Below are 14,213 nucleotides of genomic sequence, written 5' to 3' on the forward strand. Positions count from 1 at the left end.
CCTTTACAGCTTTTTTCTGTTATAGTGTACCATGCTAGGGGGAAAGGAACATGATGCAAAAATTAATTTCATCATTCATGATATATATATTTGGTATTATTATGTTAACATTAGGGATTTCCATCACCATTCAATCACAATTAGGTGCCTCACCTTTCGATGCATTGCTTGTAGGTTTATACCGAACATTCGGATTGTCAATTGGAAGCTGGGAAATTCTTGTCGGCTTTACAATCGTTATGATCAATGCGATTGCAATAAAAGCCAAGCCTGAACTGTTTGCATTGTTAACTTCTTTACTTACTGGTCTTGGAATTGATTCATGGCTATTGATCCAAGGGTCTTGGCTAACACCTAATAATTGGTTGGAACAATCCATTTTACTGTTACTTGGTATCCTTTTCAGCGGCATCGGTATTGCGATTTATTTGGAATCTAGCTTCGCTCCGAACCCGATGGATCGTTCTATGGTTATTTTAACCGATAAAACAGGATTATCGTTTGGGAAATCTCGTGCCATCATAAGCATTGTTCTAGTTATCATTGCTTTTCTCTTTCAAGGTGATATTGGAATTGGCACATTACTAAATGCATTATTTACTGGTGTTGTTATTCAAGCATTACGTACTCATATCGTTTCAATTAAACAGAAATATGTAATGCGCAAAATGAAGGCAAGCTAACAAAATCATCGTACTTCGTTACACAGGTGGGAAAGTAATCGTAACTAAAGCTGCTGTGCACATTATGCCGAAGTATTTATAGCATAAAATTATAACAGCATAGAAATGATGAACTCATGGACATCATATAATAGAAGAATCCTTTAGTTGTTTGGGAAAACTGAAAACCCGTTCGAAGTATTTCGAACGGGTTTTCAATTAGTTAGGAGCTAGCATACCATTATTCTATTCTATTTTTTCTAGCGTTTCTTTTACACGCTCTTCAGTGAATGGTTTTACGATAAAATCAGTGGCTCCTGCTTTTATCGCATCTAATACCATTTGTTGCTGTCCCATTGCAGAACACATAATGATTGTTGCATTTGCATCTTTACTTTTTATCTCCTTCGTTGCTTCAACCCCATTCATTTCTGGCATTGTGATATCCATCGAAACAATGTCAGGTTGTAATTCTTCATACAAGCTGGCTGCTTGCTGTCCGTTTTCTGCTTCTCCTACTACTTCATGTCCTAAGTTAGTAAAAATATTTTTTAATTGCATACGCATAAAAGCAGCATCATCTACAATCAATATTCGAGCCAAACTATTCCCCTCCGTTGATCTATCAAATTTTTAATTATCTGCTACTTGTTGTACTTCTTCAATCTCGTTTAAACTTAATACATAATCAAGGTCTAGCAACAGCAACATACCTCGTTCAGGTAATTTAGCTACACCTTTTATAAATTGGTAATCTACACCTTTGACTAACTCTGGTGCATCTTCCACAATTTCTGGTGAAATATCAATTACATCAGTAGCTTCATCAACAATTAAACCTACGTTTACATCTCGAACATTTGCAATTAACACTCTAGTTTCTTCCGTTGGTTTTGCCTCTTTCATTCCAAGTCTAGTACGTAAATCAATAATTGGTGTAACACTACCACGCAGATTGATGATTCCTTTTATAAAATCAGATGTTTGTGGTACCGAGACTATTTCTTCTAATCTCTCAATAGACCGTATTTGATCAATATTTGCACCGTATTCCTGATTATTCAACTTAAAAATGATTGTTTTTGTTATCGTTGTTTCCATTTTTATAACACCAGCCTTTTTATTGATTTAATAGAAGTGACATTTTCATATCACCAATACTTGGATAGTGTATTTCTACCTCAAGTATTCTTTTAAAACCAGTTAAATTTGCATTCCCATTAATAATGGTTGGATGAGTAATATCTGTATTAATACCAGCGTTTGCTAAGTGCGTCGACAATCCGCCTGCCAACATATTACCTAATTCTCCTGAGAAAGAATCCAACATATCTTCTGACAATTGCATTCCATATAAAGCTTCTCCAATGGAACTGAATACATGTTGATTGGCCTGAATTAATAAATCTCCCTTAAATGTCCCACTATATCCTATCAACACTCCGTATTCCACGTTTAATGGCTTAGTAGTCATTTTTGGTGATTCAAACTGATGCTCAACAGGCACAACATTTTTGATAGATTGGACAGATCCATTGTATAATTCTTTTATGATTTCATTAGCTTGTACTTCAGTTGATGATGCCATAATTATATCCCCTCAATCCCATCTGGTAAGATTTAATCATTCCTTATATATCATAATACCTAATGATGAGAGAATACACAACACCATCATGGATATTTAGAATCAAATAAGACAGTACTTTTAATGACATTATACCATGTTCTGAAGTTGTTATAATGAGTTATTTTACCTATTTTCCGAAGTGAAGAAAGTGGCATGCTGTAATCATAGATTGTTAAACCACCTTTTTATACTATTCCTTAGCTTCTTTCGGGTGCTAACGAAATTATTCAACAGATCTTTCCCTTTTCCAATACATTTGTTGATTATATTTATTTATTCAACAAATTCTTGGTCTTCCCTACGAGATTTGTTCATTATCTCCCCTTATTCAACAAATCCGTGCTCTTCCTTATTAGATTTGTTCATTATCTTGTTTGAAGTTGGCTTTTCATCATGTTAATTGTCAGCTAAGTCATATTCTATAAATCTTCCTATTTAAAAACCCCGTTCCATCATCGATGAAACGGGGTTAATACATATCCAGTTTATAATTTCATAATTATTGAATAGCGTCTCTTACTTCAGTTGCCATTTCTCTAACTGATTCCAAACCACCGCCAGAAATATACCAGTAGTTCGGGTCTAAATATATAATTTTATCATTTTGTCCCGCGCTTGTTCCTTGTACAAGATCGTTATCCAATGTTTTCTGCGCAGATTCTTCTCCGCCTACGATGGTGTTACGATCTATCACAAATAAGTAATCAGGATTCGTTTCTGCGATATATTCAAAGCTTACATTTTGACCGTGTGTTGCTACCTCAATATTTTCATCTGCTTGTGCAACTCCTAATTCATCGTGTATCAAGCCAAAACGTGAACCAGCACCATATGCACTTATACTACCGTCATTTGTTAAAACAATTAAACCCTTACCTTCTGACGATTCAGTAGATGCTTTCACTTCATCCACTACTGCTAATACTTCATCCAACTTCTCCGCTGCTAGCTCTTCCTTAGCAAAGATTTCGCCTAACGTTTCGACATTAGCCTTGAATGAGTCTAAATAGTTTCCTGTATCTACACCCATATAAATGGTTGGTGCTAACTCTGCTAAATCGTCATATACTTCAGATTGACGACCAGAGATGATAATTAAATCAGGATCAAGTACCGCTAACGCTTCGAAATCAGGTTCTTTCAATGAACCAACATTCGTATATTCATCACTTTCATAGTTTTCCAAATGAGGAGGCAGATTACCTTGCGGAACACCTGCTACTTCAACCCCTAGTTCGTCTAATGTTTCTAATGTACCGTAGTCAAACACAACTACTTTTTCTGGGTTCACTGGTACGGTCGTCGTGTCTAACTCATGCTCGACAACTACCTCTGCTGGTTGTTCTTCATTTTCTGAAGCTTCTGTTGATTGACTTTGTTCCTCATTTGCCTGCGTATCACTATCTGTACCACATGCTGTAACCACAAATAGTAAAGCTATAAAAGATAAAAAGAAAATTAATTTCTTCATGATTATACTCTCCTTATTATTTTTTCAATATGTTTACTATGATCACTTCATCTCTAGTTCCATGTTAATGGGCCCTATCAACATCTGTAAGGAAGATAAAAAGTGTTCATATGATTAAACCACTAATTAAAATATAAACAAATTTTACATTGATCAATATCTTGAATCTGAATATCCATGTCATAGACATCGCGGAGAACTTCTTTATCAATCATTTCATCTTTAGGACCTTGATGAACAATTTTCCCATGCTTTAATGCCACGATGTAATCTGAATAAACAGATGCAAAATTAACATCATGTATGACAATAACAACTGTTTTGCCCAATTCATTTACCAATCTTTTCAATACCTTCATAATCTGCACAGAATGCTTCATATCTAAATTATTAAGTGGTTCATCTAACAGAATATAGTCTGTATCCTGAGCAATTACCATTGCGATAAAAGCACGTTGACGCTGTCCACCACTTAATTCATCTAAGTATTTATTTTGCATATCGCTAAGTTCCATATAATCGATTGCATCTTGAACAAATTGACGGTCTTCTTTTGTCAACCTTCCTTGTGAATAAGGAAAACGACCAAAGCCAACTAGTTCTTTTACAGTTAATCTTACATTTAAATCGTTAGATTGCTTGAGAATAGCTATCTTTTTCGCTAACGCATTGCTTTTAACCGACGATATTTCTTGATCATCTATCAGGACTTCACCAGAATCCTTTGTAATCAAGCGACTTACAATCGATAATAAAGTACTTTTCCCAGCACCATTCGGTCCAATAAAGGAGGTTATTTTTCCTTTTGGAATGGAGACCGAAACCTGATCTACAACTGCAGTATTTCCATACTTTTTGGTAATCTCCTGTACTTCTACCATGCTTTATTCTCCTTTAAAATCAGATATAAGAAATATACTCCACCAATAAAGTTAATAATTACACTTAATGTTGTTTCAAATGAAAAGATGCGATCTACCACTAACTGTCCACCTACTAAAGCGACGATACTTACTAAAGCAGAAGCAATAAGTAAATATTTGTGGCGATAGGTTTTCATAAACTCGTAAGTAACATTTGCAACTAACAATCCTAAGAAGAGAATCGGACCAACTAATGCAGTAGCAACAGAAATCCAGATCGCTATTACGATTAACAATCGCTTTACTACATGATCATAATTGATACCTAAATTGATCGCATGTTCTTTTCCTAATGACATAACATCTAAAAACTTAATATACTTCCAAAAATAAACAATGGTAAGCATGAGAATAATGATAGCAAAGACCAGTATATCGGTATTCACATTGTTAAAACTAGCAAACATTCGATTTTGGACTATCATAAATTCATTTGGATCAATTAATACTTCCATAAAAGAAGATAGACTTCCAAAGAAAGTACCAAATACAATTCCTACTAATAATAAAAAGTAAACATTTTTCTGTTTTTTAAAAAGTAAATGATAGAGCAAAAACGCGAATACAATCATCGCTCCAACAGAAATAGCAAAATTCAAATTTGCATTAACCGCAAATGCACTTGTTGAACCAAATACGAAGATAAAAAAAGTTTGCAGCAATACATATAGTGAATCTAATCCGATCACACTTGGAGTTAGGATTCTGTTATTTGTGATCGTCTGAAAAACTACGGTTGCGATCGCTATAACAGAACCGGTTATAATAATAGCCAGCACTCTGCTGAACCTTCTTGGCAATATGTATTCCCAATTTCCTGGAACACCTGAAAAAAGATATATTGCAATCAGAATAAGGCTCAAAAGTATTAATATTGATAACTTTGACTTAAGACGCATATGCAGATCTCCTCAAGATTAAGTAAAGGAAGATCCCACTACCAATAACACCAACTGTTACACCAATGGCTATTTCATACGGGAATATGATCACTCTTCCTAATATATCACAGGCTAATACGAATACAGCTCCAAGTAATGCTGTATGCGGTAAGCTATTCTTCAAATGGTCTCCACGATAAATCGAAACGATATTTGGAATAATTAAACCTAGAAACGGAATCATACCTACTGTTAAGATCACGACCGATGTTATGATCGCTACTATTACCAGTCCTACATTAACTACTCGCTTATGATTCATTCCTAAATTCTTTGAAAAATCCTCACCCATACCTGCAATCGTAAATTTATTTGCATATATATAAGCGAAAATAACCAACGGTATACTTATGTATAACATTTCATACCGCCCCTGAAGAATCAGAGCAAAATTTCCTTGCAGCCATGAGGACATATTCTGAATCAGGTCATTTTGATAGGCGAAAAATGTAGTAATAGAACTGACAATATTACCAAACATTAAACCGACTAACGGAATGAAAATGGGATCTTTAAATTTCACCTTATCCAGTATTTTCATAAAAATGAAAGTACCTAGTAATGCAAAGGTAAATGCCACCAACATTTTCTCAATTGGACCTGCAGCCGGAAATACCATTAAAGCTATCAAAATACCAAATCGGGCAGAGTCCATTGTCCCTGCTGTTGTCGGTGATACAAATTTGTTCCGGCTTAATTGTTGCATAATTAAACCACAAATACTCATGCTCATTCCGGCGATGATAATACTAATTAACCGTGGAAACCTACTAATAAGTAAAATTTCTTTTTGATCTTCTGTTAATTGGAACAAATGCCTTGGATCTAATTCAATAACTCCAATAAACAAAGAGATGACTGATAATACAACTAATAATACAATTAAATATCGCTTCTTCATAAGATTCCTAGGCCTTCCTGTTCACTTTTTAATAATGAGATTCATTATCAATTAGACACATTAATAATACTATCATATTCCGTAAAACTGTCAATACTTTTTTGAAAATTGCGGTAATGGAATTCTAATAATAGCTTCGTGATTAGAAAAGAATATTAGAGGAAGAAAGAATTGTGCGCTATAATAACGTAGGGAAGCTTGTACAGAAAGGAAGAAAACTAGTGGTTATTATTATCGATAATTATGATTCATTTACATATAATCTTGCTCAGTATTACCGTCAATTAACAGAGCAGGTATACGTCGTTCGCAATGATCGGATTACCATTGAGAAAATACAGAAACTAAACCCTGATTTAATTGTTTTATCACCTGGCCCAGGGGCACCTGAGGAGCAAAAAGAATGCATCTCGATAGTGGATAACTTCCATTCTTCTATCCCTATTCTCGGAGTATGTCTAGGTATGCAAATAATTGTCTACTATTTCGGTGGACAAGTAACAAAAGCTTCCGCACCCATGCATGGGAAAGTATCAAAAATTAAACATAATGGCACTGGTATTTTTCATACTTTGCCAAACGATATTACGGTCACCAGATATCATTCACTAATTACGACAAAACTCCCGGAGCAAGAATTATTAACTACAGCATTAACCTATGATAATGATATCATGGCAATAAAGCATAAAAAATATCAAATAGAGGGAATACAATTTCATCCAGAAGCTATTCTCACAGAATATGGTTTTGATATGATAAGAAATAGTTACGAGCTTGCGATAAATGGAGTGATTATATGAGTAAGCCATTTTTACAATTTAATTTTCATCAAAGCGTCCAACAATTTGACAATCCAGTCAAAGTATGGAAAACCAAGCAGATTCACCAAGTGCCTATAATATTCGAAGAATTGGAAGCATATCTTGATAATGGCTATTTCATTGCTGGCTTTATCTCATATGAAGCTGCACCTGCATTTGATCCAAGTTATCACGTTCAGAAGGATAATAAACTACCGCTTATCTGGCTAGCAGCATTTGAGAAACCAATTACCAGGAAACGGCAAATGGAGGAAACGGATTATATGCTGTCCAATTGGAAGCATATGACAAGCTATGAAGACTATCAAACTAATATTGCTCGTATTAAAAAAGCAATTAAAGAAGGAAATACCTATCAAGTTAATTACACTACAAGGCTCCATGCTCACTTCAAAGGTAACGCTTATTCTTTTTATCAACAATTAGTTAAAAATCAAGAAGCTCTCTATTGCGGATTCCTTGACATAGAAGACTTTCAGATATTATCTGTTTCTCCTGAATTATTCTTCCAAGTCAAGGATGAAAGGATTATAACTAAACCAATGAAAGGCACGATAAAGCGGGGCCGAACCTATCAAGAAGATTTAGAATTAAAACAACAATTAAAAGAGTCAGAGAAAGATCAGGCAGAAAACGTAATGATCGTTGACTTATTACGAAACGATATTGGACAAATTGCCAAACCTGGTACCGTTGAAGTTACGAGTTTGTTTGACGTGGAGACATACCCTACAGTTCACCAAATGACATCCACCATTGAGGCAAGTCTAGAAACTATGAGAGTATATGATTGGTTTCAAGCCTTATTTCCCTGTGGCTCGATAACAGGTGCCCCTAAAGTAGAGACAATGAAATATATTGCAAACTTAGAAGATACACCTAGAGAAGTGTATTGCGGTGCCATTGGCTGGATTTCTCCACAAAGAGAAGCAATCTTTAATGTCCCTATTCGGACCGTTCTTATTAATGGAAATAATGCTGTTTACGGTACAGGCGGGGGTATTACATGGGATTCAACAAGTAAAAGTGAATACCATGAATTAAATCAGAAGGCAGAAGTTTTACATCAAAAAAGAAAAGCAGTTTCCTTATTGGAATCCTTGAAGTTAGATAATGGAAATTATCCATTAATGGATTATCATATACAAAGGCTTAACCATTCTGCACAGTATTTTGGATATCCCTTTGCTATGGATAAAGTGAAAGAGGAATTAGCTATTTTAGCAAATCAATTCAAGAAAGGCGTTTATAAAGTTCGGCTAGTCTATCATCCATCAGGTAAGATGGAGTTAGAATGCCAGCCTGTAAAACCAATTGATGGACCAATCCGAACAATTGTCGCACCGACACCAGTTGATAAAAACAATATTTATCTATATCATAAGACAACGAACAGAGAAATTTATCAGAAAATAGATCAGGCTACACCACCTCATGTCTTGTCCACACTTTTATGGAACAACGAAGGATATATTACAGAGTTTACAATTGGAAATATTGTTGTAGAAAAAGATGGTCGTTTTTTTACTCCTCCTGTTTCGGACGGACTACTTCCAGGTACTCAGCGCCTACAACTACTGGAAGAAAATAAGATAAAAGAAAAACAAATACCTTTGTCAGAGTTAAAGCAATATGAACAAATTTGGTTTATTAATAGTATACAAGGATGGGTTCGTGTTCAATTTGAGGACTCACTTTCAGACAAATAAGTCGCTAGTTCCACTTCATATTTGTTAAAATCGGATTAGAGTATAATTAGGAGGTAGAACAATGAATGCATATGAAGAATATATGAGGGAAATTACACAATCTATGAGAGATGAATTAACCAATGCTGGTTTTCAAGAATTACTCACACCTGAGGAAGTCGATCAATTCATGTCTTCTAATGAGGATACGGCATTAGTTGTTGTTAATTCTGTTTGTGGCTGTGCAGCTGGTTTAGCAAGACCTGCTGCTGTCCAATCATTAAATAGTGAAAAGAAACCCGCCAAGCTCGTTACCGTATTTGCTGGGCAAGACCGAGAAGCAACTGCTAAAATGCGGGAATACTTCGAAGGTGTAGAGCCTTCTTCCCCATCAATGGCTATTGTACAAGGTGGGGAATTAAAACACTTTATTCCTCGGGAACGAATTGAGGGACATGAAGTGGAAGATATCGTAACAGAACTGACAAACGCCTACTCTGAAATCTGTTAACAGCCGCTACAAACTGGGACAAAAGAATAGAAGATAGAGAAAAATCCGAACATTAATGATATGCTCATTCACGGTTCCGTCAAAGTATTTCGCTTTACGCGAAGTTTTCTACTGTTGACCACGTTTGATTGCCTCATTTTATTGTTCGGATTTTTTTCGTTCCCTATTTATTGTTATTATCGATTGATTAGCAAAAAAATTATTCCTCACAGTGACAATCATATTGTTCAAATCTATATTCCTTATGAAGTCTCGGTTTGATAAAATCACTTGTTTCTGATTCAAACACTTTTACTAATGGAGCAACATCCTGCTTTGCCCATTCACTTAGTTGCTTATGCAAATCCACAGCCAAATCTACCTTATAGTGATTCATCACTTCATATAGATTGTTATGTTCACATATATCATACGTCACGGCAATATAATAGCTTATCATCTTATCACTCCTTATCTACATTACTTCATAAAACGGCAAAAGATCCCGTTATATAACGGGATCTTCAACTATTATCCTACACGACGTACAAGTCCTGAGAAGTTGGATTTCCAGTAGCCACTGCCCATGTTAGCAACTGCAACACCAGTTGAACTTTGAGAACCGATAAATTTATTATTACCTAGGTAGATACCAACATGTCCATTAGTACCGTTTGTATTAAAGAAGACAAGGTCTCCTGGTTGCATATCGCTAGGTGAAACTTTTGATCCTACTGATGCTAAACTAGATGTGCTTGCTGGCAAGCTAATTCCAGCCTGTTTGAAAGCCCAACTAACAAAGCCTGAACAATCAAAGCGACCATTAGCAATATCGTAAGCAGATCTGCCACCGCCAAAGACATAAACTGAGTTACCAATGTACTTATTACCTACCGTCGTTACCGTCTTTACCATACTAGAACTTGGTGAAGCTACATTAGAAGAGCTACTAGCATACTGCTCAATAGCACTATCCTCAGATCCACTTGAATTTCTGGCTGCTAATTCTTGCGCGCGAGCCTCTTCTTCTGCTTCTCTAACTGCTTGTGCTTTTCTTCTTAAGATTTCATCTTCAATTTTCAAATCTTCTAATATCTCGCTATTTTCTTCTTCTTTTTCTTTTAGTTCTTCTTTCAATTCTTCACTTTGTTCTTTTTGTTCAATGATCTGCTCTTGCATGTCTTCATATTCTGCTTTCATAACTTCTAATTCTTCTAATTTAGCGCTTAATTCTGCTTTGCTTTCCTCGACTTCCAACTTATCTTTTTGCTGATTCTCAAGTAAATCTTGGTCAGCTTGCGTAATCTTATGTACTAATGCTACTCTATCAACAAAATCTATGAAATTCGCAGCACCCAATAAAACTTCTAGATAACTAGATGAACCACCATTTTCTTGCAATGAAGAAATTCTTTCCTTCAGTATTTCATTTCTTCGTTCAATATTTTGTTGGATTTCTTCAATTTCCGCTTCTAGATCACTAACCTCTGTTTCCACATTAACAATTTCGCTTTCCGTTTCCTCAATCACTTCTTCATTGTCTTCAATCGCTTCCTCTAACCTTATGAGTTGCTCGTTTAATTCTATTAACTCTTCTTTAATCTGCTTAATCTCTTGCTCCTTCTCTTCAATGCTTGATTGTACCTCAGAGCGTTGTGCCTGAATTTCTTCTTCTGTTTCCGCATTCACAGTCTGAACAAAGAAAAAACTTGACATAATCGTTAATACAACGGCAGAGTCCTTCATAAATCCTTTTATTTCTCGCACTCGATTCCCCTACTTTCCAACAAAATTTTTATGTTAGTCGCTTTCTCTATGTATGTTTCCCCTTACAATCGGGTTTCTTATAGTTTCTTAAGCCTATTTTTTAAGCCAAAATTATTGTAACATAGTTAGATTTCACTAATGTTATGTAAATATTACAAAAATATTTCAATATTATTACGACTTATGTCTACTTATGTCGTGACCCTAATACTCTAGTATATTTATGAAAGCATCACCCTAGTCATCTAGATTAATTTATACTAGATACTATTATGCACTAATGATATTGTTCATAATGAAACTTTTTATTCTGTGTATGAAAAATGCTGTTATATTGCAAAACTCATCTCATAATTGCAATCTAATTTTGCAGTATAAGTATTTATAGCGCAAAAAAAAAAGAGCCTATTAGCTCTTTTATTCTTCCAGCAAATTCTTTTGATTGAAATATGTTTTCTTTTCTTGTATTTTACTAAAAGCTTTATGGGCCGGCATTGATAAGGCAACGGCTAGTAGACTCATGCTGAAGAAAAGTGCCATCCATTGAAAGTGCCATAACCCATATATGATTCCGAAAGACCCCAAAAGCATGACAATCGTTTGAAGCGGATTTAATATCATCATGAAAAAAGAGCTTTTAATTACTTGTAACAATTTCATGTCGTAATGTGCATATACCGGAAAAATATAAAATGATGTTAAGATAAAAAGTATGGTTATAAATAAAAAAGGTATAGTCAGTAGCAGGAGATAGTCATTTTGAACTACTGTAATAAATAAAAAATCCAAATAAAGAATATAGCTGACAATTACTAATATATACCCGAGGATATTCGCTTGTACTAACGATTGGCGAAATCCTTTCCAGAAAGTCTTAAAAAGAGGAATATCAGTATTACCTGTAACCCATTTTCTTGCCACACTGAAAGTAGCAGCTGTTGCTGGAAACAGCCCTACAATAATTAGTCCGAGCAATGAAAAACCAATCCATAACAGATTCAAATATGCTACCTTCGTTATCCATTCAAATGCTTTATTTAATGCATTCATACTAATTTCCTCCTTTAACACTTATCAAAAGAGGTAATTGTAACATCAACAGAACAATTACCTCCCTCCATTACCCTTTCAACCCGCTCGTACTGATACCTTCCACCACATAACGCTGGAATATAAAGAAGATAATGAATACCGGTATTAACGAAACAACGGACATGGCAAACATTGCTCCCCAGTTAGATACAGTTTCATTACTTAAGAACATGTTTAATGCCATTGATACCGTATATTTTGATGGACTATTTAAGTATAAAACGGGTCCAAGTAAATTGTCCCAAGTCCAATAGAAAGTAAAAATTGCTGTAGTTGCAAGTGCTGGAACAATTAACGGTAAAATAATTCGATAATAAATTCCAAATGTATTACAACCGTCGATAATTGCTGCTTCATCCAACTCTCTAGGTATCGTTCTTATAAATTGAACGAGCAAAAAGATAAAGAATGGATGACCAAAATAAGCAGGAACTACTAATGGTTTTAATGAGTTTAACCAATCTAATTGGGCAAATATAATATATTGAGGAATCATTACTACTTCATATGGAAGCATTAATGTCATAATCATAATCGCAAACCAAAAATTTCTTCCTGTAAACTTTAACCTTGCAAAGCCAAATGCAATTAATGAACAGGAAATTAAGTGACCTATTAAAACAAGTACGACGAAAACAGCTGTATTCGTAATAAACGTACCAAATCCATAATCACCGAACCCTTCCCATCCTTGGGCATAGTTCCCTAAAATAAAAGGATCAGGGATTAAAGAGTCAGCTGTGACAAAGATTTTTTCACTCTCTTTAAACGAGCTCATTACCAGCCAAATTACCGGGTACAGTAACAGAATGGCAAATCCACCGACAATAATATGATAAGCAAGCTTCTTCATATGTTTAGTTTTCATCGATTATCTGCCTCCTTCTGATTCGTAGTGAACCCAGAATTTAGATGAGAAGAAAATGAGTGACGTTAATATCGCAATGATGATAAGCATAACCCAAGCCATTGCTGAGGCGTAGCCCATATGGAAAAACTCAAAACCTTGCATAAAGAGGTAAAGTGAATAAAGTAGCGTACCATCTAATGGTCCACCAGTACCCTTCGAAATAATAAATGCTGGTACAAAGGTCATAAATGCTGCGATCGTTTGCATAATTGCGTTAAATAATATAACCGGACTTAACATTGGAATTGTAATTTTGCCAAACTTTTGAAAGAAGCTTGCACCATCGACACTTGCTGCTTCATAATAACTTTGCGGGATTGATTTTAAGCCCGCTAGAAAAATTAGCATCGAAGATCCAAATTGCCAAATAGATAGGAAAATTAGCATCCAAAGGGCAGCTGTTGGATTACCAAACCAACGTACCGGATCAATTCCCATTGACATTAGAGCTATGTTAACAATTCCCTCATCACCAAAAATGTTACGCCACATAATCGCAACGGCAACACTTCCACCAATCAGGGACGGTAAATAGTACAATGTACGGTATAAACCAACTGCTCTTGATGCTGTATTTAACAGCATTGCTACTAATAAAGCGAATCCTAACCTTAACGGTACACCTACAAATACATAAATAAATGTAATTTTTAATGAATGAAGATACCTGGGATCATCTGTAAACATTCTTTTAAAGTTATCTAATCCTATCCATTCTGGTGAAGAAAATAGGTTATACGAAGTAAATGAAAAATAAAAAGAAGCAACGATAGGAATGATTGTAAAAGCTAAAAAACCAATAATAAACGGTCCAATAAAGATATATCCCCACAGGTTTTGCTTTACATGTGTCTGCATTAGTCTATCTCCTCTCTCTATTGCATGTTGAACAACGATAGCTGATCATTTAAAGA

At 35.1% G+C, this 14,213-nt stretch carries 16 protein-coding genes; 4 read left to right on the forward strand and 12 right to left on the reverse strand.

Annotated features, from left to right (window positions below):
• Positions 1-50: 50 nt before the first annotated feature.
• A complete protein-coding gene (locus tag ACTNEP_RS04435; RefSeq protein ID WP_441160475.1) occupies positions 51-683 on the forward strand; it encodes a YczE/YyaS/YitT family protein in 633 nt (210 codons plus the stop codon).
• Between the two features lie 225 nt (positions 684-908).
• Here the strand turns inward: ACTNEP_RS04435 and ACTNEP_RS04440 are convergent, their stop codons facing one another.
• The 7 genes from ACTNEP_RS04440 to ACTNEP_RS04470 all read right to left on the reverse strand — a co-directional run bounded on the left by ACTNEP_RS04440 (position 909) and on the right by ACTNEP_RS04470 (position 6,528).
• Positions 909-1,265 carry a response regulator gene (locus ACTNEP_RS04440; protein WP_441160476.1) on the reverse strand — a complete coding sequence of 119 codons (357 nt, stop codon included), beginning with the start codon at positions 1,263-1,265 and terminating at the stop codon, positions 909-911.
• A gap of 30 nt (positions 1,266-1,295) precedes the next feature.
• Complete coding sequence (locus tag ACTNEP_RS04445) at positions 1,296-1,763, reverse strand: chemotaxis protein CheW (RefSeq protein WP_441160477.1); 468 nt, start codon at positions 1,761-1,763, stop codon at positions 1,296-1,298.
• Positions 1,764-1,782: 19 nt separating this feature from the next.
• On the reverse strand, positions 1,783-2,250 hold the full coding sequence (locus ACTNEP_RS04450; RefSeq protein WP_441160478.1) for a chemotaxis protein CheX: 468 nt from the start codon (positions 2,248-2,250) through the stop codon (positions 1,783-1,785).
• Positions 2,251-2,791: 541 nt separating this feature from the next.
• Entirely contained in the window at positions 2,792-3,763 is a 972-nt protein-coding gene (locus ACTNEP_RS04455) for a siderophore ABC transporter substrate-binding protein (RefSeq protein ID WP_441160479.1), read from the reverse strand.
• A gap of 122 nt (positions 3,764-3,885) precedes the next feature.
• On the reverse strand, positions 3,886-4,644 hold the full coding sequence (locus tag ACTNEP_RS04460; protein WP_441160480.1) for an iron ABC transporter ATP-binding protein: 759 nt from the start codon (positions 4,642-4,644) through the stop codon (positions 3,886-3,888).
• Positions 4,638-5,585, reverse strand: a complete 948-nt coding sequence (locus ACTNEP_RS04465; RefSeq protein ID WP_441160481.1) for an iron chelate uptake ABC transporter family permease subunit — start codon at positions 5,583-5,585, stop codon at positions 4,638-4,640. The genes ACTNEP_RS04460 and ACTNEP_RS04465 overlap by 7 nt, the downstream gene beginning before the upstream one ends.
• Complete coding sequence (locus tag ACTNEP_RS04470; RefSeq protein ID WP_441160482.1) at positions 5,575-6,528, reverse strand: ABC transporter permease; 954 nt, start codon at positions 6,526-6,528, stop codon at positions 5,575-5,577. The genes ACTNEP_RS04465 and ACTNEP_RS04470 overlap by 11 nt, the downstream gene beginning before the upstream one ends.
• Before the next feature lie 173 nt (positions 6,529-6,701).
• Between ACTNEP_RS04470 and ACTNEP_RS04475 the strand changes: the two genes are divergently transcribed.
• From ACTNEP_RS04475 to ACTNEP_RS04485, 3 genes are all read left to right on the forward strand, one after another.
• Complete coding sequence (locus ACTNEP_RS04475) at positions 6,702-7,331, forward strand: anthranilate synthase component II (RefSeq protein ID WP_441160484.1); 630 nt, start codon at positions 6,702-6,704, stop codon at positions 7,329-7,331.
• Positions 7,328-9,061 carry an aminodeoxychorismate synthase component I gene (gene pabB, locus ACTNEP_RS04480; RefSeq protein ID WP_441160485.1) on the forward strand — a complete coding sequence of 578 codons (1,734 nt, stop codon included), beginning with the start codon at positions 7,328-7,330 and terminating at the stop codon, positions 9,059-9,061. Before ACTNEP_RS04475 ends, pabB begins: the two co-directional genes overlap by 4 nt.
• 61 nt (positions 9,062-9,122) lie before the next feature.
• The gene (locus ACTNEP_RS04485; RefSeq protein ID WP_441160486.1) at positions 9,123-9,551 is read left to right on the forward strand and encodes a BrxA/BrxB family bacilliredoxin; all 429 of its coding nucleotides are present in this window, start codon (positions 9,123-9,125) and stop codon (positions 9,549-9,551) included.
• 199 nt (positions 9,552-9,750) lie between these two features.
• Here the strand turns inward: ACTNEP_RS04485 and ACTNEP_RS04490 are convergent, their stop codons facing one another.
• From ACTNEP_RS04490 to ACTNEP_RS04510, 5 genes are all read right to left on the reverse strand, one after another.
• Positions 9,751-9,990, reverse strand: coding sequence for a hypothetical protein (locus ACTNEP_RS04490; protein WP_441160487.1), 240 nt, complete (start codon positions 9,988-9,990; stop codon positions 9,751-9,753).
• 71 nt (positions 9,991-10,061) lie between these two features.
• On the reverse strand, positions 10,062-11,297 hold the full coding sequence (locus tag ACTNEP_RS04495) for a C40 family peptidase (RefSeq protein WP_441160488.1): 1,236 nt from the start codon (positions 11,295-11,297) through the stop codon (positions 10,062-10,064).
• Between the two features lie 417 nt (positions 11,298-11,714).
• Positions 11,715-12,347, reverse strand: a complete 633-nt coding sequence (locus ACTNEP_RS04500; RefSeq protein ID WP_441160489.1) for a YesL family protein — start codon at positions 12,345-12,347, stop codon at positions 11,715-11,717.
• Positions 12,348-12,417: 70 nt separating this feature from the next.
• Entirely contained in the window at positions 12,418-13,257 is an 840-nt protein-coding gene (locus ACTNEP_RS04505) for a carbohydrate ABC transporter permease (protein ID WP_441160490.1), read from the reverse strand.
• Positions 13,258-13,260: 3 nt separating this feature from the next.
• The gene (locus tag ACTNEP_RS04510) at positions 13,261-14,157 is read right to left on the reverse strand and encodes a carbohydrate ABC transporter permease (protein WP_441160491.1); all 897 of its coding nucleotides are present in this window, start codon (positions 14,155-14,157) and stop codon (positions 13,261-13,263) included.
• Positions 14,158-14,213 lie beyond the last annotated feature (56 nt).

This window comes from Gracilibacillus sp. HCP3S3_G5_2, from assembly GCF_052063305.1.
Taxonomy (GTDB): Bacteria; Bacillota; Bacilli; order Bacillales; family Amphibacillaceae; genus Gracilibacillus.